Source organism: Fimbriimonadia bacterium (assembly GCA_039961735.1).
GTDB lineage: Bacteria > Armatimonadota > Fimbriimonadia > Fimbriimonadales > JABRVX01 > JABRVX01.
The window spans coordinates 1-20511 of record JABRVX010000040.1 but is presented as its reverse complement, the minus strand read 5'-3'; the positions used below and the strand labels follow the sequence as shown (position 1 = coordinate 20511).

The window sequence follows — 20511 nt, the reverse complement described above, 5'->3', positions numbered from 1 at the left end:
CGCAAACGGTGGAGGAATCGCGAAGAGCGGACCGATGGTGATTTACCCTACCACCGCCAGAATAGAGCCAGGGAGTAGGTTTGCGAGGATGTTTTGACCTTCGAACCCGTTACCCGGAACGTCCACTGCCCAGGCTTCGGGTTCGCGAAGTACAGCGTCTCCATGTTATCTCGTCGTAGACGGCTGAAGTACCTGGTGCCGTCGGGCGCGTCCACTCTGAGGTCCAGGTCGTTAACTAACTGAAAGCTGGAGGTGCTAGGGCCCGGTGGATCGGTCCATACCAGTACTACCCTCATCTCCGGCTTGCCTCCTGGCACGTTCACCACGTAATCGGCATATCGTGCGTGTCGAATGGTGTCGTTCACCGCTAACACCTGTAGTGCCGGGCCAGTGGCGGCGGCGACATCCATGCGTCCGAAGCCTTCCACGTTGTTCGGCGGCGGTGGTATCTCGCGTTGGGTGCCGGTGCCATACTGCCCAGGTGAGAGGTCACGCGTGCTGGCCATCAGAATCGCCTTCAGCAGAGCGGATGGCGGATCCGTGATACCGAGGTTCTCGCGCAGGTGTTGCCGAACCACCGCAGCGGCACCCGCAACGAGCGGAGTCGCCATGCTGGTGCCGCTCGATATAGCATAGTAGTCGTTGAGCACCTTGTGATACCCGTAAGGTGCCAAGCTCGAGCGAGTGGAGATGATGGCTGTGCCGGGTGCTACCAGGTCGGGTTTGATGCGACCGTCCCGCGTAGGTCCACGGCTGCTGAACGCGGCGATACCGCTCGGGTGGTTGGCAATCGAATCGCCAGCTATGGGTCCTGCCATGTAACCGAATCGCGAGTAGTTCCAGTTGAGTCGGCTGGCCGATGTACGCCCTGTCTCGTTATTCTCGCTAGCGCCTACGGCGAGCACGTTCTTGGCCAGTGCGGGGGAGCCGATAGAGCCGAGGTCTATGACACCATTGCCATCTATGTCTGTCCCGGCGTTGCCCGCTGCGAATACCATGAGGAAATCCGGATAGGCAGCGGCGAAGCTATCTGCAAGCCTGGCCCAGTAGTCGTAGACGCCCGCAGCGTTAGACCCCCAGCTATTGCTGCACACGCGCGCGCCATCCGCGTATGCCGTGGCCATGATAGTGTTGAAGCCATACAGCCCGACGAGAGACCCGGTGTCGTCCGCCACTGCATGAAAGCTGAGTTGCGCCTCGGGCGCCATGCCGGCGTACGTGCCGGCATACTGGTGAGCGTTCGGGTCCGAGCCAGAGGCAAGACCGCTGCCGAGCACCGAGCCTGCCGTGTGGGTGCCGTGCCCGTCGAGGTCGGCCCAGCTACCGTTGCCCCACCCCCAGCCGTTCACGATTCTTCCAGCAAAGTCCGGGTGTAATGTGAGCGGGTCTCCTGTATCGAGACCTGTGTCTACCACCGCGACCACTTCTCCCTCCCCGAACAGGTAGGTCTCGGTGGCATATCGCACGCCGCCAGGATCGGCGCCGCACAGGATACGTGCGATGCTGTTCGTGGTCTGCGGAAGTTCGGCTTCAGTCACCCACTTGACGCCCGGAGCACACACGAGGTCGGCCACGACGGAGGCAGGCAACTCCAGCAGCCACGTAGGGCCGGTCAGCGTTTCGGTCTCGGCCAAGAACCTGCCACCGAACTGCAGCAGGCGCTCCCGAACTGCATCCAAGTCGGCATCCGAGAACATCTCGACCCCGATGCGGAGGCGCGCGCCTATCGCCAAGGGGCTCCTCGCGACCGGCGCCGAAAGCTTCTGCGCGAGGTCGGGGCTTACCCGAAGCGCAGGCACGTAAGGTGTCACGTGCCACACGCCGGGCAACGACCTCACGCGCGGGAGAGCGGATGCCGGTATGTGGGCCAAGTAGGAGTTGTGCGGAACGTACTCGTCCAGCCGCGCGCCAACCGACTCCAGCCGGGAGCGCATGGCGTCCGTCGGCACGGAGAGGAGTTGAATTAGGTAGTACCCATCGGGTGCCTGCCTAGCGGCCGGCCATTTGGTCAGCAGTCCTTCCGAGACTGCCCGCAGGTCGGCTCGCCCGCCGATGCCCGCATTCTCCAAACCCGTGGGCCAGCCGAGCGGCAGTGCACAGCCGCTCACGACAGCGCCCGTCAACAACGCAGCGAGAATCCCCCGAATGCTCATCGCCTTGCCTCCTCGAAGTGGCGCGGGCGCGAACCGGAGCTGCGGGTGGGCCGCTTCCGGAACCTCGACTCATACGCCCCTCTACCAAAGACTCTCGGCTAAAGAACCCCCCTCGGAGTGCCAACCATTGAAGCAGATTGTTAAGTTTTCCCACGCAATCGCGTGGAGGCGTGGCGGCACGTGTAATCAGGGAGGACAGGTTGCGTTTCCCGCAGGACTACATCTACCTACTCCGCAAGCACCGCCGATTGGCACTCGGGGTCTTCCTGACAGTGCTGGCGGTGACCGTTGCGCTCATCTTGTTCGTGCCACCGCGGTACACGGCTACTTCCACTCTGCTGATCCCTCCTACGTCCGGCCTCGGGGTCGCTGGGGCGGTGGTTTCTGAGATCACGGGGCTGAGTTCGGGCCCCTCGCCGGAGACCCAACTCGAGGTGATTGCCGCGCGACCCAACCTGGAGAAAGTCATCGAACGCCTCAACCTGGATTGGCGACCGGAAGACCTGCGGAAGCGAGTTTCGCTGATGCACCCCAAACTGACCGATGTGGTGAAGGTGAGTGCGGAGGGCGACACGGCGCAACAGGCCGCAGACATCGTGAACGCACTTGTGGATGCCTACCGTGAGGACCAAGCTCTGCGACACGACGCAGAGTCCGACACTGCGGCGGGCGATGTGAAGCGCAGACTGGACGAGGTCGAGAAGCGCCTGGAGGACAAGGAATCTGAGCTGACTACATGGCTACAGGAAAATCGCTTGGCCGTCCCGGAGCTCGAGATGCAGGGCGCGGTGACGCGGCTAGACCAAGCGCTGCAGGCCGAGCAGAGCATGCGCCTGGAGGCCACCCGACTCGCCAGCGAGGGCCACGCACTTCGAGAGAAGATTGCCGCGTTAAGCCCGCAGGTTCAGGGACGAGAGGTGTTCCGGACCTCGGCGGTGGTGGATAGCCTTCGCTCCAAGCTGAACGATCTGCACGCTCGGCGCGCTGCCACACTGTACGAGTACAAGCCGAACCAGCCAGAGGTGAAGGTTCTCGAGACGGAGATCGCTGCGGCGGAGGCGTCCCTGAGGGAGGCCTTGGCCGGGGCGGTGAACGGCGACCTGTTCCGCGCCGAGTATGAGGAGCAGGCTAATCCAGTGAGGCAGAAGGCGCTGGAAATGCTGGTGGCCAACGAAGCAACCGCGGCATCCGTGGGTGCGAAGCTACGCGGGCTGCGCGAGCAGGTAAGGAGAATGCGCTCCGAAGTGTCAGCGATCCCGGGGCTCTCCCATCGCCTTGCGGAGTTGACGCGCGAACGAGAGGCTCTCACCAAGGTCTGGGGGGGGCTAGCCGCGCGGTACGAGGAGCTGAAGGTTCAGCAATATGCCGGCGCGATCCGACCCCAAGTGATCGAGGCCGCCACGCCGCCGACCCGGAAGTCCCGACCCAGGCCCGTGCTGTGGTCCACGGTCGGCCTGCTGATGGCCTGCGTTCTCTCGTTGACCGCCTGCGTGTTGACGGAGGGGATGGACCGCCGGGTGAAGACCGCGCGCGATGCCAGAGACCTGCTGCAGCTTCCTTGTCTCGGGCTTTACGAGGTTCCGCTCTCTGCGAGCGCAGCCGACATGCTTTGGAGTCGACTGGTGCTCCATGGGGCGGGGTCTTCCTGGCGGCACCTTGCGCTTCTCGTGTTGGGTGACGTGCGCGGCCTAGGGCGTGTCCTTGCCGAAGCCGCGCTTCGATCTGGCGCGCAACCGATGCTGGTGGGCGACGGCACGGCAGGTTCGGGCGAGATTTCGGGTTGCCGCTTGGCTGAGCCGGGCATAGAGGAGCGCGTACTCGAGTGGACAGAACACGGCGGCGTGGTCCTTGCAGAGTTCCCGATGTGGACCGCCGGACCATCGGTTCGATTGGCGGACCGGGTATTGCTGGTGGTGGAGCAAGGCTCGTCTGCCGACCAGATCGAGGAGGAGATGCTGGAGGCTCTGCGTGTATCGCGGGCGACGGTGCTGGGAGTGGTGCTGGTTGCCCGGGCTGAAGAAATGCTGGGGGAGGCTGCGGCATGAGGTTGGCAGTGATGCTAGTGTTAGGTCTGAGCTGCCTGGCTAACGCGCAGGTCGAAGAAGGCACATATGCTCTCGGCGCCTACGACGAGATCTCGGTGGCGGTCGCGCGGCACGAGGAGTATGCGGGGAGATTCGTAGTGCCCGAGTCGGGGTCGATCAACTTCCCGTTGTTGGGAGAGTTGAACGTGCTGGGCAAGAGCATCTCGGAAGTGCAGCGTGAGTTGACGGAGCGGGCATCCGAGCGCCTGAACAATCCCAGCGTATACGTAACACTGGTAGCCGCGCGGCCCAAGCGAGTGAGCGTTATCGGCTTGGTGGAGACTCCTGGCGTGCTGAACCTGCTGCCAGGGTGGCGGGTCAGCGAGGCTATCGCGGCAGCCGGAGGGCTGACGGTGCCCGCGGAGCAGGCGGTTTGCAGGTTGTTCCGGGTCGGAGCAGAGGACGTGGCGTTGGACCTGGCCGAAGTATTACGAGAGGGAGCGGATGATGCCAATATGCTCCTACGTGAGGGCGACACCATCAGCGTGATGGCGAAGAAGACCCTTCGCGTGTACGTGACAGGGGCGGTCAAAACACCCGGGCTGGTGGAGATTGACGAGGGGATGACCACGGTGCAAGCGCTGGCCCGCGCGGGCGGCCACCTGGAGAACGCATCGCTGAGCCGGGCATACATCACGCGTGGTGGCGGCGAGAAGTACCAAGTGAACCTGTACAAGGTATTAGTGGAAGGAGACGTGGACAAGGACGTCGCGCTCCAGCAGAACGACGTCCTCACCATTCCACCCATTGCATCCAAGGTAGCAGTATTCGGCGAAGTCGGCTCGCCGGGGTGGTATCCGTTGCCGGAAGAGCGGGAATCCAGGCTGTCCGACGCGCTCGCACAGGCGGGCGGCGTACTTAAGTCTGGCATCAACTCCAACATTGCAATACTGCGTGCAAGCGATCCGACTGCTCCGAAGCGTGTGGTGGACTTCCACCGCTACCTGAAGACCGGCGACGAGACGGCGAATCCAATCGTGCAAGACGGTGATATCGTGGTAGTGTCAGCGAACCGACGCAGCGACTGGGACAAGGTGCTGAACGCAGTACTCACCCTCAGCCTGGTAAGGTTGTTCTCGCAGTGAAGATCTGGATTCTAACTCAGACTCTGATACGCAAGCCGGGGGGGGTGGCAACACACGCGCGACTGCTGCACCAGGGCCTTCAGTTCAATGGTGTCGATTCTTCCCTCATCTCACTCGATCTGGTTCCTCGGACTCTGCTGCGACTGGTAGTAAGTGTGCCACTCCGTATCGTGAATACTGTACGGAGCGGCTCGGGTGTGGAATGGGCGGTGGGCATGCAGTCGCGGCTGCTGACCGGCCTGATGCAAAAGCGTATCGCGCAGGAAGGTAAGCCGGATGTATTCGCCTGTCAGGACATGGCATCTGTGTTCGCAGCCCGTGCTGTGCAGCGTCGCCTGGCAAGTGACACCGAAGTGGTGTTGACCGTTCACTCCGCATACGGGTATGAGAAGGTGGCTCAGGGTTGGGCAATACCCTCCACAGCGGGCGAGCGTCGCATCTTAGACATGGAACGCAAGGGACTGCTCGCAGCCGACCTGATTGTGGCAGTTTCAGAGTCGATGCGCGCGCACGTCTACGGTCTCATCGGGGGGTCGGTGCGACGTACTGTGGTGTTGCCAAACGCGGTGGATGTAGAACGCTTTTCACCCGCCGCCAGTGCACGGCAGAGAGATCGTTGTAGGCGTTACTTCCGGCTGTCGGAGGACGTGCCCGTTCTGCTGATTGCCGGAAACCTTCTCGAGGTAAAGGGCGTCCCCTATGCGGTCGAAGCAGCCGCTATCCTACGCGACCGAGGACACGAGTTCCGCATGGTAATCGCCGGAGACGGACCGGCACGAGGCCAAGTGGAGGGCCTGATCGCGCGACATCGTCTGGACGGACATGTGTGGCTGATAGGAGTCGTCAGTCACGACCGAATGCCGGCACTCTTACGGGCGGCAGACGTGTTAGTGATGCCGTCGATTCCTACGTATCGTGCGGAGGAGTCCTTCGGGCTGAGTGCGGTGGAGGCGATGGCGACCGGCATCCCGGTGGTGGCTTCGCGAACCGGCGGACTGGGGGATGTGGTTCGCGACGGGCAGACCGGCTTGGTGGTGCCTCCCGCGAATGCCGAGGAGCTGGCCGACGCGCTATCCCTACTGTTAGTGGATGCCGAGTATCGTGAGTCGCTCGGTGCGGCGGCACGCGACTATGCGGTATCGCACCACGACCATGTGGCGCACGCACAGCAGTACGCTTCGCTGGCAAAGAGCACCTTAGCTCCGCAGACCGGGGCCGCCGTCGTCAGGTTGGCGAGTTGAGTCCCTTCCGCTGGTCCGGCATCGTGCGCGTGGCGGGTGCGCTGACGATTCTCGTCGCATTCGGGCGTCTGCTCGGGTTCGTGAGAGAGATGATCACGGCGAGGCAGTTCGGCGTGGGTCCCGAGCTGGATGCGTACCTCCTCGCTAACACACTGCCTGGAATCGTGGTGACGGCGCTGCCGGAAGCACTTGCCGTCGCATTCGTTCCGTTTCTCACGACATCGCTGGCAAGGGGCGGCTCGCTGCGTGAGGGGGCTTGGCGGCTGGGGCTTCCTCTGTTCGGCGTGTCGGTCGTGGTGGCCTGCGTGATGTTCGCCTTCGCTGGGCCCATCATGGCAGCTTTGTCCCAATCATCGGATCGGCCTGCGCTATTGGGCAGCGTAGGAATGCTGCAAGTGTTGTCGCTCTCGGTACCCCTCGCAGCTCTCGTCGGCATCGGCGCGGCCGCGTGCAACGCTTCCGGACGATTTCACCTGCCGGCACTTCACGGCACCGTGTTCAACGTGGTAGTGCTTTCGTGTCTGTTCCTGCGCCCGTTCAAGGTGTCATCACTCGCCTACGGAGTGCTAGGCGGTCTCGCACTACAGGCGGTGCTGCAGTTATGGGTGGCGTCTCGGCCACGACCAGCCGAATCGCGCGGAGAGACGAAGGTGGGTGCGGCATACCGCGCCCTTGCTCCGGTGCTCTTCTACACCGCGCTGATCCAAGTGAACACCGCGATGAACCGTGCGCTTGCGAGCGGGGTGGGCGTAGGAGCCATCTCGGCACTCAACTACGCGACGGTGCTCATCAACCTACCGGCAAGTCTGTTCGCTGCGTCGTTCGCTACGGTGTTGCTTCAACGGTTCTCCTTAATGAAAGCGAACGGGCAGCAAGAAGCTGCGGCGGGTGGGCTGATACGAGCGGCTATGGGCACGGTACTACTTACGCTGCCCATCGCACTACTAACCGCGGTGCTCGCAGGTCCCTTGGTACACGGCGTTTTCGCACATGGGCGCTTTACCGCCGAAGCTGCGACTCGCTGCGCGGAGGCACTGATGTGGTTGAGCCCGACGGTTGTCGCGGTGTCCCTGATCCACCTAGCCGTTCGATATCTCAACTCGCAGGGCCGTGCCGGCGAACTGTGGCTACTCGCTCTGTGGAGCGTCGGCATCAACCTCGGTATCAAGCTGGTGCTGGTCCGTTTCTTCGGATTGAACGGAATCGCTGCCGGAACGAGCGTCGCTACTCTGGTGACAGCGGCGTGGATGCTGTGGGCCGCGGAGCCAAAGCATGTGCGGAGACATGTTGCTTGTCTTATACGAAGGCCGACAGCCGAAGATGCGATACGTGAGAAGGCGGTGCTAGTTGAGTAGTACACTCCTCGGCGCCTGCGGATTGGACCCTGTGTGTGGGTGTCGGGCTGCCGTGTCGGTAGCACACGCTCGACCTACACCCCGACCCATCATGCTGAGCCCAGTCGAAGCATGCGATCGGTCGTTGCGCTGTGCCAAGTTCAGAGGAAGCAACGGTGGCTGGTGATGTCATGCTTCGACAGGCTCGGCATGACGTGATGAGGCGGAGCTGTGAGTACTAAGGTTCTGCGCCTACCATCGTGGGAGCCCGTGCAGTGGGCTGCGCTTTTCTGGATAGCGGTCGCGGCGACCGCGATGCCCTGTGTCGCCTTTCTGAAACCGCTCGAGGTACTCGCTACGGTTGTGCTGCTGTGCGCCCTGGTCGCCACATTCCTCGCACCTAACCTGAGAGCTCCTGCCGCCATCTTTGGCATCGTGTTCTACCCGCGCACCGTCGAGTACGATCCGGTGTGGTCGCTCGTACTGAGTATGCGCGAGCCCTCGCCAGACGTTCGCATTCCGGCTCTCGTCTCGCCACTAGATGCCGCACTATTACTGTTGGCGCTCTCCGTCCTATTGCCTGCGTGGTACCGAAGAAGCCGGATAGGAAGCTACGGTTCGGGGTGGGGACTCGCCTTCCTAGGTGTGTTGTTGTGCGCAGCGGTACTCGGTGGTGGTAAGTTCGGCCCACCCTATGACGCCGAGTTCCTCGCCGGCATGAACTTACTACGCATCGCATGTGTGTGGGTGGTACTGACTTCGGCGTGCGAACAGAATCCTCGGCTGCCAGGGCTCACCTTTCTGGTCTGTGGCCTGGCAGTGTGCGCGTCGGGAGTCTGGAATTACCTATCGGCGAGCACTTCGGGATCTGCAGCCGACGTATGGTATGCCAGAGGCCAGGCATTCAACATGAATGCGAACAGCTTCTCGGCGACGATGGTGATGGTGGGACTGCTCGGACTTACCTTAGCCTCCATAGCCAATCGAAAGTGGGAGCGGTGGATAGGTCTCGCGGCCTTCGCGATCGGTGCCGTGGGCGTGGCAGTAGCCTTGTCTCGCGCGGGCATCCTGCTATTCGCCCTCATGGTGACTGCACTGCTACTAACACACCGTCGCAAGTGGCTACTCTCCTGGCTCGTCATCGTCGGGATCGTCGTGGTTTACGTGCTGAGCGTGCCAGAGGTAAACGGACGGGTTGCACTGCTACAGAGCGGTGGGGAAGTGCTGGAAGACCATGCGCGCGCGCTCATCTACCCGCAGGCGCTTGCGATGCTTCAGGACAACTGGTTGTTAGGGGTAGGGCCCTACCGCTTCTTCGACGCATCCATTCCATACCTGCCCGTCGGCATCTTCCAGTTCGCCGCACACGCCCACTCGTTACCACTGCAGATACTGGTAGACACAGGTGTATTCGGTGCGCTGTTCGCCGGGCTGTTCGCGCTATCGCTGGTGCGAAGGGCGTGGCGCACCATCCACACGGAGCACTCTCATCGAGCCTGGCGCATCGCGGGCTTCTGGGCGGCCGCTGCCGGCCTGTTGCTGCAGCTCACCGACTCGCTGTACCTCGACTATCGCTTCTGTGCTCTTTGGCTGGTGCCCATCGCGATGTCAGTCGCCAGCGTGCGTTCGTCTACAGTGATAGCGACTGACCCGGCTTGAGCTCTACGCACTCGATGCCGGTGCCTGCCAGGTGTTCGCGCAACTGAGCCGGGGTGCCGGTCAGTAGCGAGAAGGTCCCCCAGTGGATAGGTACCACCCTCTTCACCCCTAGCAGTTTGGCTGCATAGGCGGCTTCTCGTGCGTTCATCGTAAAGTGGTCACCGATGGGCAGAAATGCCAGCTCTGGTGAGTGGAACTTGCCGATCAGCTCCATGTCGCCGAACAGTGCCGTGTCGCCGGCATGGTAAAAGCGATAACCCTCGGCATCAACCACGAAGCCCATAGGTTCTCCCGCGTACGCCACCGTGCCGTCCGGCATCGTGAGCGTGGAGCTGTGGAATGCGTGCGTGCCGGTGACGCGAATGCCACTGATATCCACACCACCACCCTTGTTGATGCCCACCATGTTCTCGACACCCATGTTGCCCAACAGCGTCGTAAGGTCGTAGATGGCAACTACGACCGGACGGAACTTCTTCGCAATCGTCAGCACGTCGCCAGTGTGGTCACCATGAGCGTGCGTTAGCAGCAGAAGGTCGCACGCCGCGATATCGTTCACAGACTGCGTCGCCACGGGGTTGCCGCTCAGCCAAGGGTCTATCAGGATGGTCTTGCCCGAGGCGGTCTGCACCGACACGCCAGCGTGTCCGAGGAAGGTGAAGTGGATTGCCATGGTCTTCTCCTCAACGTCTCTCGGCCTGGAAGTAGCCGTGCCTACGAGTCTACCGGAGAAGGAAGGGTCAGGCGGCTTCGGTGGGTTCGGTATTCGGCGCATCGCTAGGCACTTCCACAGTGGCGCGAACGTCTCGGCGCTGTGGTTTGGCGAAGTACATGTCGCTGTCCGCACGTTCGTACAGGCCCTCGAAGCCGTCCATGGTACAGGCGACGCCCACGGTTACCCGGAACTCAGGGACGCCGGGGCGGCCGGTAAGCATTTTCAATTCGCTCTTGAACCGCTCCATGGCGGCTCGACCGGTTTCACTGCTGGTGTTGGGCAAGATGGCCGCAAACTCGTCACCGCCGATGCGGGCCACCACGTCAGAGCCTCTGAGCGTGTCGCTGAGACACTTCGCGACGGTCCTCAGCGCCTTGTCACCCTCGCTGTGCCCCATCGAGTCGTTGATGCGCTTCAGTCCGTCAACGTCTACCAGCGCGAGGCAGAGATGCGAATGGCTGCGCTTCGCCTGGCGCACGAGACGCCGATACGCCCGCTCGAAACCGCGGCGGTTCGGGACCCCGGTCAGCGGGTCGCTGTAGGCCAGTTCCTCGAGCCGCGCCTTGGCCTGAGCCAGACGGTCCACAGATGCTTGGAGCTTACGCCTGTCGTGCGCCTCGCTAAGGCGCAGGAAGAGCGCAACAGCGAAACCGGTCAGCACACACAGCACTGCAGTTTGCGCCTCGATGGGGACGTGGGGCAGAATCGAAGCGACCCGGCCGTGCAATAGCCCGGCCAGGAATGCCATCAAGGTCAGGAACAACGTTAGCCGAATCATAGGTACTTGCGTTCTACTCCCCATTGAGTTTCGGCAAATCTGAAGTCGAATCTCAGGGTTCCGGGGTTGCCGCGGCACAAGGAGGTCCTTGCGATGTCCAATGGAGCAAGAGCAGGATGCGTTGGAGGAGGCTGCAAGCGATGCATGGCTTGCACTTGCCTCGCCGTGCTACTCGCTGCGGTCGTGTTCCTCGGCATCTTCATCGCAACGGGCTTCACGCCGGGAGACATCTGGGTCTCGGTGTTCAAGCCGAAGCGCCCGTTCGCAACCACGGGCTGCATGGAGAACCTCCACAAGCTGAGTCGCGCGATGTCCCTCTACCTAGAGAGCGCGGATGCCTTCCCCCCCAAGGACGTATGGATGGACGAGCTGTTCCGTTACGCCAAGGCGGACGACATGCTGGAGGAGGAGGCCTGGAAGTTGTTTCAGTGCCCAGAACTGGGGCTCGGCGAGGGTGTGTACGGGTATGCGATGAACGCATCTCTCTCCGAGCAGCTCCGGCCGTTGAAACAGAACGTCGAAGAGTGGAAGGCCGCCGGACAGACGCCGATGCTCTTCGACTCCACAGATACGTCCAAGAACGCGCACGGTGACCCCAAGAGGCTGCTGCCCAAGCCCGGACGCCACGAAGGCAAAAACCACATCGTGTACGCGGACGGCCACGCGGCGGCGCTGGCACCCGAACCGTGAACTTGGCCCGAGAGCTAGCGCGCATCGTCGGGCGCGACGGCGTGATCCACGCGAAGGCCGAGGTAGCGACCTACGAGTGCGACGCCTACACGCTGGCTAAGGGCACAGCTGCAGCCGTTGTGCTTCCCGATAGCACAGAGCAGGTGTCGGACCTATGCCGCTTCGCCCATCGTCACGCGCTGCCCATCGTGCCTCGGGGTGCCGGGACCGGACTGGTGGGCGGCGCCACGCCCGTTCGCGGCGGCATCGTGCTGTCGTTGGCACGGATGACGCGAATCCTGGAAGTGGACGTCGAGAACCGGCGCGTGTCGGCGGAAGCGGGTGTCACGAACCTCGCGATCAACCGGGCGGTGGAACCGCACGGCCTGTTCTTCGGGCCCGACCCCTCGTCGCAGGCAGTGGCAACGCTGGGAGGCAACATCGCTGCCAACGCCGGCGGCCCGCACACCCTGCGCTATGGGACCACCGCCCAGCACATCCTGGGGCTGACCGTGGTACTCGCTGACGGCGAGGTCGTACGGCTAACGGATCGCGAAGCCGCGGAATTGATCGGCCTCTTCGCTGGGAGCGAGGGCACGCTAGGCACCATTACCGAAGCCTGCGTTCGCGTACTCCCGATGCCTGCTGCCACGGCCACGCTGTGGGCGGTGTTGCCGGACCTGGACGCCGCGTGCGACGCGGTGTGCCGCCTGATGGGGCACTCGCTGCCTCCTAGCGCACTGGAGATGCTGGACCAACCGGTTCTGAAGGCTGCCAAATCGGCTTTTGGCTTCGATGCGGGGGAGGATGCGCAGGTAGCGCTCCTCGTGGAGTTCGAGGGAGCAGAGGTGCCGGTTCGGGACGCGGTGCAGGCAGCAGAGGGGATGCTGCGCACCGCAGGCGCCAGCCGCATCAGCTCCGCCGCGAGCCCCGAAGAGCGCGCCTACTTGTGGCAGGTTCGCAAGAAGGCCGTAGCGGCGTTCGGGCATCTCGCTCCGAGCCACGCGTCGCATGACGGGGCGGTGCCTCGGTCCAAGCTCGCGACCATGCTCCGAAGGGCGAACGCGATTGCCGAGCGCCACGGACTTCAGCACGCCAACGTGTTTCATGCGGGCGACGGCAACCTCCATCCGATCCTGCTGTTCGACGAGTCGGCCCCTGGGCAGGCAGATGCGGTCGCTCGGGCCGGTCGGGAGGTGCTTGCAGAGTGTATTCGCGTCGGCGGGAGTATCTCGGGAGAGCACGGCATCGGAGTGGAGAAGCGAGCGATGATGCGAGAGATGTACTCGGATGCTACGCTGGCCGTGATGCGCCGGCTGAAGGAGGTGCTGGACCGCACCGCGATTCTCAATCCGGGTAAGGTCCTGCCCGACTAGCCGGCCACACGGATCCCGAAGAGCGCCTCTGCGTTGCGGGTAGTCTGCCTAGCTACCTGTTCCGCCGTCTCCCCGCGTGCCGATGCTACGGCGGCGGCGATCAGAGGCAGATAGGCCGGCTCGTTGCGCTTCCCGCGGTGCGGCTCGGGGGGGAGGTACGGGCAGTCGGTCTCGAGCAACATGCGATCGGCCGGGCACATGCACACGATCTCCCGGGTCAGTTGCGCGTTCTTATACGTGACAGGACCATCGAAACCGAGGTGCAGACCTAGGGCGAGCGCGCGCTCTGCGTGCTGCATAGTCCCCGAGAAGCAATGCAGGACTCCGCGCATGGCCGTCCCACGAGTCTCAAGGGCTCCGAGCAGTTCGTCATACGCGTTGCGGCAGTGGAACACGAGAGGTAGGCCGGTCTCGTCGGCTTGGCACAGGTGCCACTCGAGCGCCGACATCTGATCTTCTAGGGATGTGCGATCGCGGTACAGGTCGAGGCCCGTTTCGCCGATCGCTACCACGCGTGGGTGGCGTATCCACTCGAAGAAGCACTCATGCTGGGTTTCGTCGAAGCTGGACGCGCTGTTCGGATGCATTCCCACTACTGCGAGCACGTCATGGTGCTCCTCGGCTATCCGGAGCGCGAGAGGAGTGTGTTCCTCGTCAATTCCTACCACCACGAATGCAGCCACGCCGGCGTTTCTTGCGCGACATAGCACATCATCGAGGTCGGGATAGCTCTCCGGCGTGTTCAGGTGGCAGTGGGTGTCTACTAGAACCACACGCTACTGCTCCGGATGATCCGTGCGGCCTCGCAACAGCGCAACGGCGTGCGGCAGGATGTCGAGAAGCGCTTCCATGCTCTCATTGATGGCCTTTGGTGATCCGGGCAGGTTGATCACGAGTGAGTTGCCTACTGTACCTGCGACACCGCGTGAGAGGCACGCGTATTGGTTGTTCTTCATCCCGACGGCACGGAGCATCTCGGCTATTCCGGGCACTTCCCTTTCAATGACGGACTTCGTTGCTTCAGGCGTCACGTCGCGCGGGCCCAATCCAGTACCACCCGTGGTTATCACCACGTCACAGGAGCCGCACATACTGAGGATGGCGCGACTTATCATCGTCTGCGTATCGCCAACGACTTGCTGTTGCGCGACGAAGCCGCCAGCCATTTCGACCCAGCGTGCAAGCTCCACTCCGGAGAGATCTACTCCTTTTCCTGCCGCTCGCGAGTCGCTCACGGTTAGCAAGGCAAACGTGATATCGTGAATATTTACAACCGCCAATCGGTCTGACCTCCGGTTTTTTCGATGAGTGTAATCTCGGTGATTCGAATACCGGGACCGGCAGACTTGCACATATCATAAACAGTAAGAGCAGCAACTGCTACCGCGGTCAACGCTTCCATTTCCACTCCGGTCTTGCCGGGCGCCGCCGCTCTAGCTTCTATCACGACTCCATCATTGGCGATCTCGAGGTCAACTGATAGATGATCGAGAGGGAGGTTGTGGCACAAAGGCAGTAGATCGGCCGTCCGTTTCGCTGCCATGATGCCCGCTGTCTGCGCAACGCCCAGAACGTCGCCCTTGGGAAGCCTTCCTTCTCGCAGTGCGGTCAGAGTCTGTGGGGGCAAAAAAACCGACCCCCTGGCGACGGCATGTCGCGAGGTAACCGCTTTGTGTCCCACATCCACCATGTGCGCCCCCAGCGGGCGCTTCTCCGCACCTGCCATCTTCGGTGTTCTGACACAAACGCGCAGGCTTACGCAAGCTACGGGGGTCCGTTAGTTAAGTCGCGGGTTACGACGAGCGTTCCCGAGGCGTGCACCCCGGCGCGCCAGCCCTTTGGCAGGTACAGCGTGGAGTCGCCTTGGGCGATTACCACTGGGCCTCTTGCCGTCGCCGGCATCGCATCGCGTCGGACAACGGGCAGTCGCTCGCCGAGTGAGGTGCGCTTCGGCACAGAAACGGACAAGCGCGGAGTGCCGAAGCTCGGGGGAGCAGTACTGGGAAGTTCCACTCGCGCGCGCAGGGCGGTCCACTCCACGGGAGCGCTGGGGTCGGACACTCCGTATCGCCTGCGGTGCAGGCGGTGAAAAGCGGCGATGCAGGACAAGGGTCTGGCAGGATCTAGGGGCAGTGTAAGTTCCCATGACTGTCCCTCGTACCGCAGGTCGGCGGAGAGTGCAACGCGAGGCGCTGCGCGGCCGGACCGCTCGGAAAGGACGGGCGCAGATGCCTCCTCAACCAGGTCCTCGCAGAGGTCGCTCAACTCTGCGGGTTGCACCTCGCCCCGCAGCATCACGGACCGCACCGCCTCGCGCATCACCGGCGCGAAGAGCAGCCCGAAAGCGGACAGCAGCCCAGGCTGCGGAGGTACGAGCACCCGCTGGATGCCGATTGCGTCGGCCAGCGCGCAGGCGTGCAACCCCCCACATCCTCCGAATGCCACTAGCGACAGGCTGTCCGGCTCGTAGCCCCGCGCAACCGAGACCGTTCGAATGGCACGGGCCATGTGTGCGTTTGCGAGATCGACGACTGCGTGGCAGGTGTCCTCAGCGCTCAGACCGAGCTGCTTCCCCAGGCATTCGGCTGCGGCGAGCGATCTGCCGGGGTCTAGCGGCATCTCGCCACCTGCGAAGGCCTCGGGGACGAGCCTTCCAAGCACGATGTTCGCGTCAGTGACAGTGAGGTCTGTCCCACGCCCATACGCCGCCGGACCTGGATCGGCGCCTGCGCTCTGCGGACCGACCCTCAGTGCCCCGGCGTTATCCACCCAAGCGAGCGATCCCCCTCCAGCGCCAACCGTGTGGATGTCCATCATCGGGACGCGAATGGGCATACCGCCAATCTCGCCGCCAGGCCGGGCCACCGGGCCGCCGGCCAGCATAGCCACGTCCGTGGATGTACCACCCATATCGAAGCTGACGGCGTGCGAAATGCCTGCCTGTCGAGCCACCTCCCACGCGGCCACCGCTCCCGCGGCGGGCCCCGACAGCAGCGTCGTCACCGGCCTCTCGATCGCTTCGCTAACCGACAGAGCACCTCCGCTGGAGTGCATGATGCGAACGCGCTGGGCACCGAGACCCTGCGCATCGGATTCGAGTCGCCGGAGATAGGCCGCCATGGTCGGGCCGACATATGCGTTGATGGCGGTGGTGGACGCCCGCTCGTACTCCCGAAACTCGGGGGCGATTCGGTGGGATAACGAGACGAAGCGGCGCGTGAGCGCTGAACCGACGAACCGCTCGTGTTCGGGATAGATGTAGCTGTAAAGAAAACATACTGCGACTGCTTGCACCGCGTGCTTCCGTAGCCGTCTGCTGAGCCGGCCCAAGTCGCTACGAGTGGGTCTAGCGAGCTCCTTGCCATCGTAAGTCATGCGCTCGGGAAGCTCGAAGCACAGATCGCGGGGCACGACCGTGGGTGTGGGCTGAGGCTCTAGGTCGTACAGGCTCCGCCGCGTCTGCCTGCCGATGGTCAGAAGGTCTCGGAAACCTTGGGTCGTGACGAAAGCGGTTCGCGCTCCTTTGCGCTCGAGTACTGCGTTGGTTGCGACGGTAGTCCCGTGCAGCAGAACGAACGGCGGGGGGCTGAGGCTGCGAATCGCGTTGAGGACCGATGCGTCCGGGTTGACGGGCGTGGAAGCCACCTTGCAAGTGACGAGTTCGCCATTCAGCAGCGCAACTACGTCGGTGAACGTGCCGCCCACGTCCACTCCGATGCGGTCCGAGCGGATCAAACCGAGGCGGACACCACGGCGCGCGCGCCGCGGCCGAACGGAACGACGGTGCTGACTCCCGGCTCCTGCATCGTCACGCCGTACCAGACCTGAGCGGCTTCGATGGTGACGGCGTTGTGCGTGACGACCAGGAACTGCATCTCTTCTGCGAACTCGCGCAGCATCTCGCAGAACCGCTCGACGTTTCGTCCGTCGAGGGGGGCGTCCACCTCGTCCAGGATGCACAACGGGCTTGGGCGCACGCGCAAGAGTGAGAAGAGCAAGGCAATGGCAGTAAGCGCCCGCTCACCGCCGGAGAGAAGCTCCATCTTCTGGCGGCGCTTCCCCGGGAGCTGCACTTCGATGTCCACCCCACTAGACATCACGTCGTCCGGGTTGGTCAGCTTGAGTTGTCCGATTCCTCCAGCGAAGAGTCGAGCGAACACCGCTTCGAACTCTCGACTGACTGCCTCGAAGGTCTCGAGGAATCGGCTCTTCGTGGCGGCTTCGATCTCCTGCATCGCAGCAAGGATGCGATCGCGTGACTCGTGCAGGTCGTCTCTTTGGGTGACCAGGGAATCCCTGCGTTCCTTCAGGGCCTCGAGCGCTTCGACCGCACCGAGGTTCACATCGCCGAGCCGCCGAAGCTCTCGGCGCAGCGCAGCGGCCTCCGATATCGCGCCTTCTGGCAGCCGGAAGTCACGCAGCATCTCCTCCGCTTCCTCTTCGCTGATCTCGTGCTCTTCTGCGAGGGACTTTAGCGCGTTGGACCGACGAATCTCTGCCTTTGCTCGCTCCAGCTCCAAGTCGTGGTTACGATTGAGCATCGCCTCACGGTCCAACCGCAGCGACTTCACGGTTTCTGTGGCCTGGAAGCTCTCCTCGAGCAGTTCTGCGCGGGCTACTCGGGCTGCCTCGTACGCGCTGTCCGCTTCCTGCTTTGCCGCTTCGGCAGCTCTGCGCAGAGCCTCCAGCTCGAGTCTCTCGGCCTCAGCTTGCTCGATCTGGCGGGTCAGCTCCTGCTGTTTGGCTAGTCCCTCCTCACGAGCCACTTCCGACTCGGCCAAACGGGTCTTGAGGCGGGCCACCTCTGACTCCGTCTCTCGCACGCGTTCGGCCAGCACCTCGCGGTCGCGGTCCGAGCGCCGAGCATCGGCCTCCAACGACGCAATTTGTGCTCGCAGGTCAGAGATCTCCACCTCCAGTTTCTCCACTGCGTGCGGGTCAACAGGCTCGATGTCTTGCTGCAGTCGTTGAGACTGCTCGTGGATCTGCGCCTCCAGGCGCTCTACGCGCTCGGAGAGGAAGCGCAGCTCTCCTTGCGCTTCCTGCACCTTGGCTCCCGACTGCTCCGCAGCCTCGCGAGCCTCCTCCAACCTGCGGTTGGCTTCCGAGCGCTTGGAAAGGGCGATCCCAAGACTCTGCTCGACTTCGCGGACTCGTATCTGCAGGGCCTCGACCTTGACCTTGTCTGCCTCCGCCTGCTCAGCGATCTCGCGCAGTTCCGCTTCGATTACCACCCTGCCGAGGAAGTCACCCGCTTCGGCAAGGCCTTCTCGATAAATAACTTCTCCGCTGAGTGTGACGATGCGTCGCCAGTCTCCATGGAGGTTCGTTAGGTCTCGAGCTGAGGAACGATCCCGAGCCACGACGATCCCATGCAACAGGCGCCGAACCACGCCGCGGCAGGGTTCCTCGGCCTCCACGAAGTCTTCTGCCAGACCCAGCGCGCCCGCAGCGGCGGCCTCCGCACGCAATGCCTCCTGATGGCCGGCCTCTGCTCTTGTAGGATAGGCAACCATTCCGCGCCCGCGGTCGAGTGTTGCAAGTGCGTCCAGAAGACGGTCGGCACTCTCGGGGGACTGGGAAAGGAGCGCGGCGGCAGATGGGCCGAGAGCGGCATCCAGGGCCTTGCGGTACTCGGACCCCACCCGGATCTTCGCCGCGAGTCTGGGTGCGCCTTCCGCCAAGCCCTGTTCCAGTAGAATCCCGCACGCATCGCCGGGGATTGCGCTGTGCAGCGCCTGTAAGGTGGCGCGTCGGGCGGCATGCTCTCTCTCGGCCGACGCCACTTCGGCAAGGAGTTGTTGCCGCTGCTCCGTCAGTTGTTCAGCTTCCTGCGCCGCGGCCTCTGCCTCTACTTGTGCATGGCTCAGTGCGTTCGAGGCCTGCTCGTAGGCTTGTTGAAGCTCGGAAGAGAGGGCAGACAGGTTGTTTTGCCGTCGTCGAAGCTCGGTTGCCTCGTCACGAAGCCTGCAGATCTGGAGCACGCCCTGCTTTCGCTCCGCCTCCAGGCGGTTGTACTCCATCTCGGCACGACGCACCGCCGCTAGCTCTTCGAGCCTGGCTGCAAGCTCGGCATTCAGCCTCTCGAGGAGCTCAGCGTCCAGACTGGGAGCGTGGGCGGCCAACTCCTGTTTCGCGCGCTCCAAGCGTTCCTCTGCACGCGCTAGCTCCTCGGTGAGCCTTTGGGCTTCGGAGGCAGCGGCAACGGCGTGTTCCTCGTGTGAGGTCAAAAGTGCGCGCAGGGAATCGAGGCGCTGGGTTGCAAGCGCCAACTTGCTATCCGCGCGCTCGGCCTCGGTGTGAGCAGCCTGTTGAAGGCCGCGCACGCGATCCAGCTCCTTCTCGGCGTCCACGACGGAGTCGGCGATGACCCGCGCTCGCTGCTCGCCCTCCAGGATTGCGGTATCCACCCGATCCAGTTCGAGGGCGAGGTCGCCGAGATCGGCTTCCAGTCTCTTGGTGCTTTCCGCCAGCCTATGGACATCGCGCAGCAGCAGGCCGACCTCGAGCTGGCGGAGCCGGTCCCGCGCCTCGCGGTATGCGATAGCATCGGCAGCCTGGCTTTCCATCGGCTTGATCTGCCGCTCGATCTCGTTCAGCAGATCCTGAGCACGCTGAAGGTGGTAGGACGCCTGCTCTAGGCGCTTTACCGTGTCCTCACGCCGCGCACGGAACCTCTGGACGCCCGCCGCCTCGTCGAGTAGCGCCCGGCGTACCTCGGGATGCGCACTGAGAACGGCATCCACTTCTCGCTGGCTTACGATGGCGTAGCCGGTGCGGCCAAGGCCGGTATCGGCAAACAGGTCCACGATGTCCTTCTGCCTGCACGACTTGCCGTTGATCAGGTACTCACCTTGACCGTCCTGAGTCACCCGTCGGGTCACGGCAACTTCTGCGGCCGGGAAGGGCAGTGCGCCGTCTTCGTTATCGAAGAGCAACTGAACTTCGGCGTATCCCAGGCCCTTGCGGCGCGCCGATCCGGCGAAGATCACGTCGGCTGCGGATTCGGCTCTCAGATTGCGTGGATTGTGCTCGCCGAGGCCCCACAGGATGGCGTCAACGATGTTGCTCTTTCCGCAGCCGTTCGGTCCGACGATAGCGAGCAGCTTCGGGTCGAACTCGAGTTCGGTGCGGTCGGCAAACGATTTGAATCCGTAGAGCTTGAGCTTGCGTAGGTACAAGGGGGCCTTCCGTAGACGGTCAAAGCATACCACGGGTTGTGGCTTCTGTCAACCGATCGTCAACATTTGGCTGGCTGGAGACCTGCCGACCGGGACATCAGGCCGTTAAACGTTCCGGGGGACCGCCGAAGCGGTCCCCCGGAGTTATTCGCCTCTAACTGTTCTGGATTAGTTCCAGAGCGCGGCGTTGACCATCTCGATCAGCAAGCAGCCGATCGGCTCCTCATCGCTGTCGA

15 protein-coding genes are annotated in these 20511 nt (G+C 63.1%); 7 read left to right on the top strand and 8 right to left on the bottom strand.

All coding sequences use genetic code 11. The features are described 5' to 3' along the window. Positions 1-47 precede the first annotated feature (47 nt). The gene (locus HRF45_09710; GenBank protein MEP0766799.1) at positions 48-2153 is read right to left on the bottom strand and encodes a S8 family serine peptidase; all 2106 of its coding nucleotides are present in this window, start codon (positions 2151-2153) and stop codon (positions 48-50) included. A 200-nt stretch (positions 2154-2353) separates the two neighbouring features. Between HRF45_09710 and HRF45_09705 the strand changes: the two genes are divergently transcribed. From HRF45_09705 to HRF45_09685, 5 genes are all read left to right on the top strand, one after another. Beyond that, positions 2354-4198 (top strand): hypothetical protein, encoded by a 1845-nt coding sequence (locus tag HRF45_09705; GenBank protein ID MEP0766798.1) that lies wholly within the window; start codon positions 2354-2356, stop codon positions 4196-4198. After that, positions 4195-5322 carry an SLBB domain-containing protein gene (locus HRF45_09700; GenBank protein ID MEP0766797.1) on the top strand — a complete coding sequence of 376 codons (1128 nt, stop codon included), beginning with the start codon at positions 4195-4197 and terminating at the stop codon, positions 5320-5322. Before HRF45_09705 ends, HRF45_09700 begins: the two co-directional genes overlap by 4 nt. Continuing rightward, positions 5319-6563, top strand: coding sequence for a glycosyltransferase family 4 protein (locus tag HRF45_09695; GenBank protein MEP0766796.1), 1245 nt, complete (start codon positions 5319-5321; stop codon positions 6561-6563). Before HRF45_09700 ends, HRF45_09695 begins: the two co-directional genes overlap by 4 nt. After that, the gene (locus HRF45_09690) at positions 6560-7918 is read left to right on the top strand and encodes a polysaccharide biosynthesis C-terminal domain-containing protein (protein ID MEP0766795.1); all 1359 of its coding nucleotides are present in this window, start codon (positions 6560-6562) and stop codon (positions 7916-7918) included. Before HRF45_09695 ends, HRF45_09690 begins: the two co-directional genes overlap by 4 nt. A gap of 210 nt (positions 7919-8128) precedes the next feature. After that, positions 8129-9556 carry an O-antigen ligase family protein gene (locus HRF45_09685; GenBank protein MEP0766794.1) on the top strand — a complete coding sequence of 476 codons (1428 nt, stop codon included), beginning with the start codon at positions 8129-8131 and terminating at the stop codon, positions 9554-9556. Here the strand turns inward: HRF45_09685 and HRF45_09680 are convergent. Together HRF45_09680 and HRF45_09675 are read right to left on the bottom strand one after the other, a co-directional pair. Next, positions 9528-10229: a metal-dependent hydrolase gene (locus tag HRF45_09680; protein MEP0766793.1), complete on the bottom strand. Its 702-nt coding sequence runs from the start codon at positions 10227-10229 to the stop codon at positions 9528-9530. The two genes, HRF45_09685 and HRF45_09680, sit on opposite strands and share 29 nt — an antisense overlap. A gap of 67 nt (positions 10230-10296) precedes the next feature. Beyond that, positions 10297-11049 carry a GGDEF domain-containing protein gene (locus tag HRF45_09675; protein MEP0766792.1) on the bottom strand — a complete coding sequence of 251 codons (753 nt, stop codon included), beginning with the start codon at positions 11047-11049 and terminating at the stop codon, positions 10297-10299. A 144-nt stretch (positions 11050-11193) separates the two neighbouring features. Between HRF45_09675 and HRF45_09670 the strand changes: the two genes are divergently transcribed. Continuing rightward, on the top strand, positions 11194-11739 hold the full coding sequence (locus HRF45_09670; protein ID MEP0766791.1) for a hypothetical protein: 546 nt from the start codon (positions 11194-11196) through the stop codon (positions 11737-11739). A 2-nt stretch (positions 11740-11741) separates the two neighbouring features. Continuing rightward, a complete protein-coding gene (locus HRF45_09665) occupies positions 11742-13094 on the top strand; it encodes an FAD-binding protein (protein ID MEP0766790.1) in 1353 nt (450 codons plus the stop codon). On the opposite strand, the gene HRF45_09660 is transcribed toward HRF45_09665, so the two are convergent. From HRF45_09660 to smc, 5 genes are all read right to left on the bottom strand, one after another. Next, positions 13091-13867, bottom strand: coding sequence for a TatD family hydrolase (locus tag HRF45_09660; GenBank protein ID MEP0766789.1), 777 nt, complete (start codon positions 13865-13867; stop codon positions 13091-13093). The two genes, HRF45_09665 and HRF45_09660, sit on opposite strands and share 4 nt — an antisense overlap. Before the next feature lie 3 nt (positions 13868-13870). Then, entirely contained in the window at positions 13871-14350 is a 480-nt protein-coding gene (locus HRF45_09655) for a MogA/MoaB family molybdenum cofactor biosynthesis protein (GenBank protein ID MEP0766788.1), read from the bottom strand. 11 nt (positions 14351-14361) lie between these two features. Then, entirely contained in the window at positions 14362-14784 is a 423-nt protein-coding gene (gene moaC, locus HRF45_09650; GenBank protein ID MEP0766787.1) for a cyclic pyranopterin monophosphate synthase MoaC, read from the bottom strand. 74 nt (positions 14785-14858) lie between these two features. Beyond that, positions 14859-16829, bottom strand: coding sequence for a hydantoinase/oxoprolinase family protein (locus HRF45_09645; GenBank protein ID MEP0766786.1), 1971 nt, complete (start codon positions 16827-16829; stop codon positions 14859-14861). Continuing rightward, positions 16826-20275 (bottom strand): chromosome segregation protein SMC, encoded by a 3450-nt coding sequence (gene smc, locus HRF45_09640; GenBank protein MEP0766785.1) that lies wholly within the window; start codon positions 20273-20275, stop codon positions 16826-16828. Before smc ends, HRF45_09645 begins: the two co-directional genes overlap by 4 nt. Between the last annotated feature and the right edge of the window lie 236 nt (positions 20276-20511).

Coding starts and splice junctions, on each gene's coding strand:
- HRF45_09670 (MEP0766791.1), top strand. CDS start 11,194: ATGGCTTGCACTTGCCTCGCCGTGCTACTCGCTGCGGTCGTGTTCCTC.
- HRF45_09710 (MEP0766799.1), bottom strand. CDS start 2,153: ATGAGCATTCGGGGGATTCTCGCTGCGTTGTTGACGGGCGCTGTCGTG.
- moaC (MEP0766787.1), bottom strand. CDS start 14,784: ATGGTGGATGTGGGACACAAAGCGGTTACCTCGCGACATGCCGTCGCC.
- HRF45_09700 (MEP0766797.1), top strand. CDS start 4,195: ATGAGGTTGGCAGTGATGCTAGTGTTAGGTCTGAGCTGCCTGGCTAAC.
- HRF45_09675 (MEP0766792.1), bottom strand. CDS start 11,049: ATGATTCGGCTAACGTTGTTCCTGACCTTGATGGCATTCCTGGCCGGG.
- HRF45_09680 (MEP0766793.1), bottom strand. CDS start 10,229: ATGGCAATCCACTTCACCTTCCTCGGACACGCTGGCGTGTCGGTGCAG.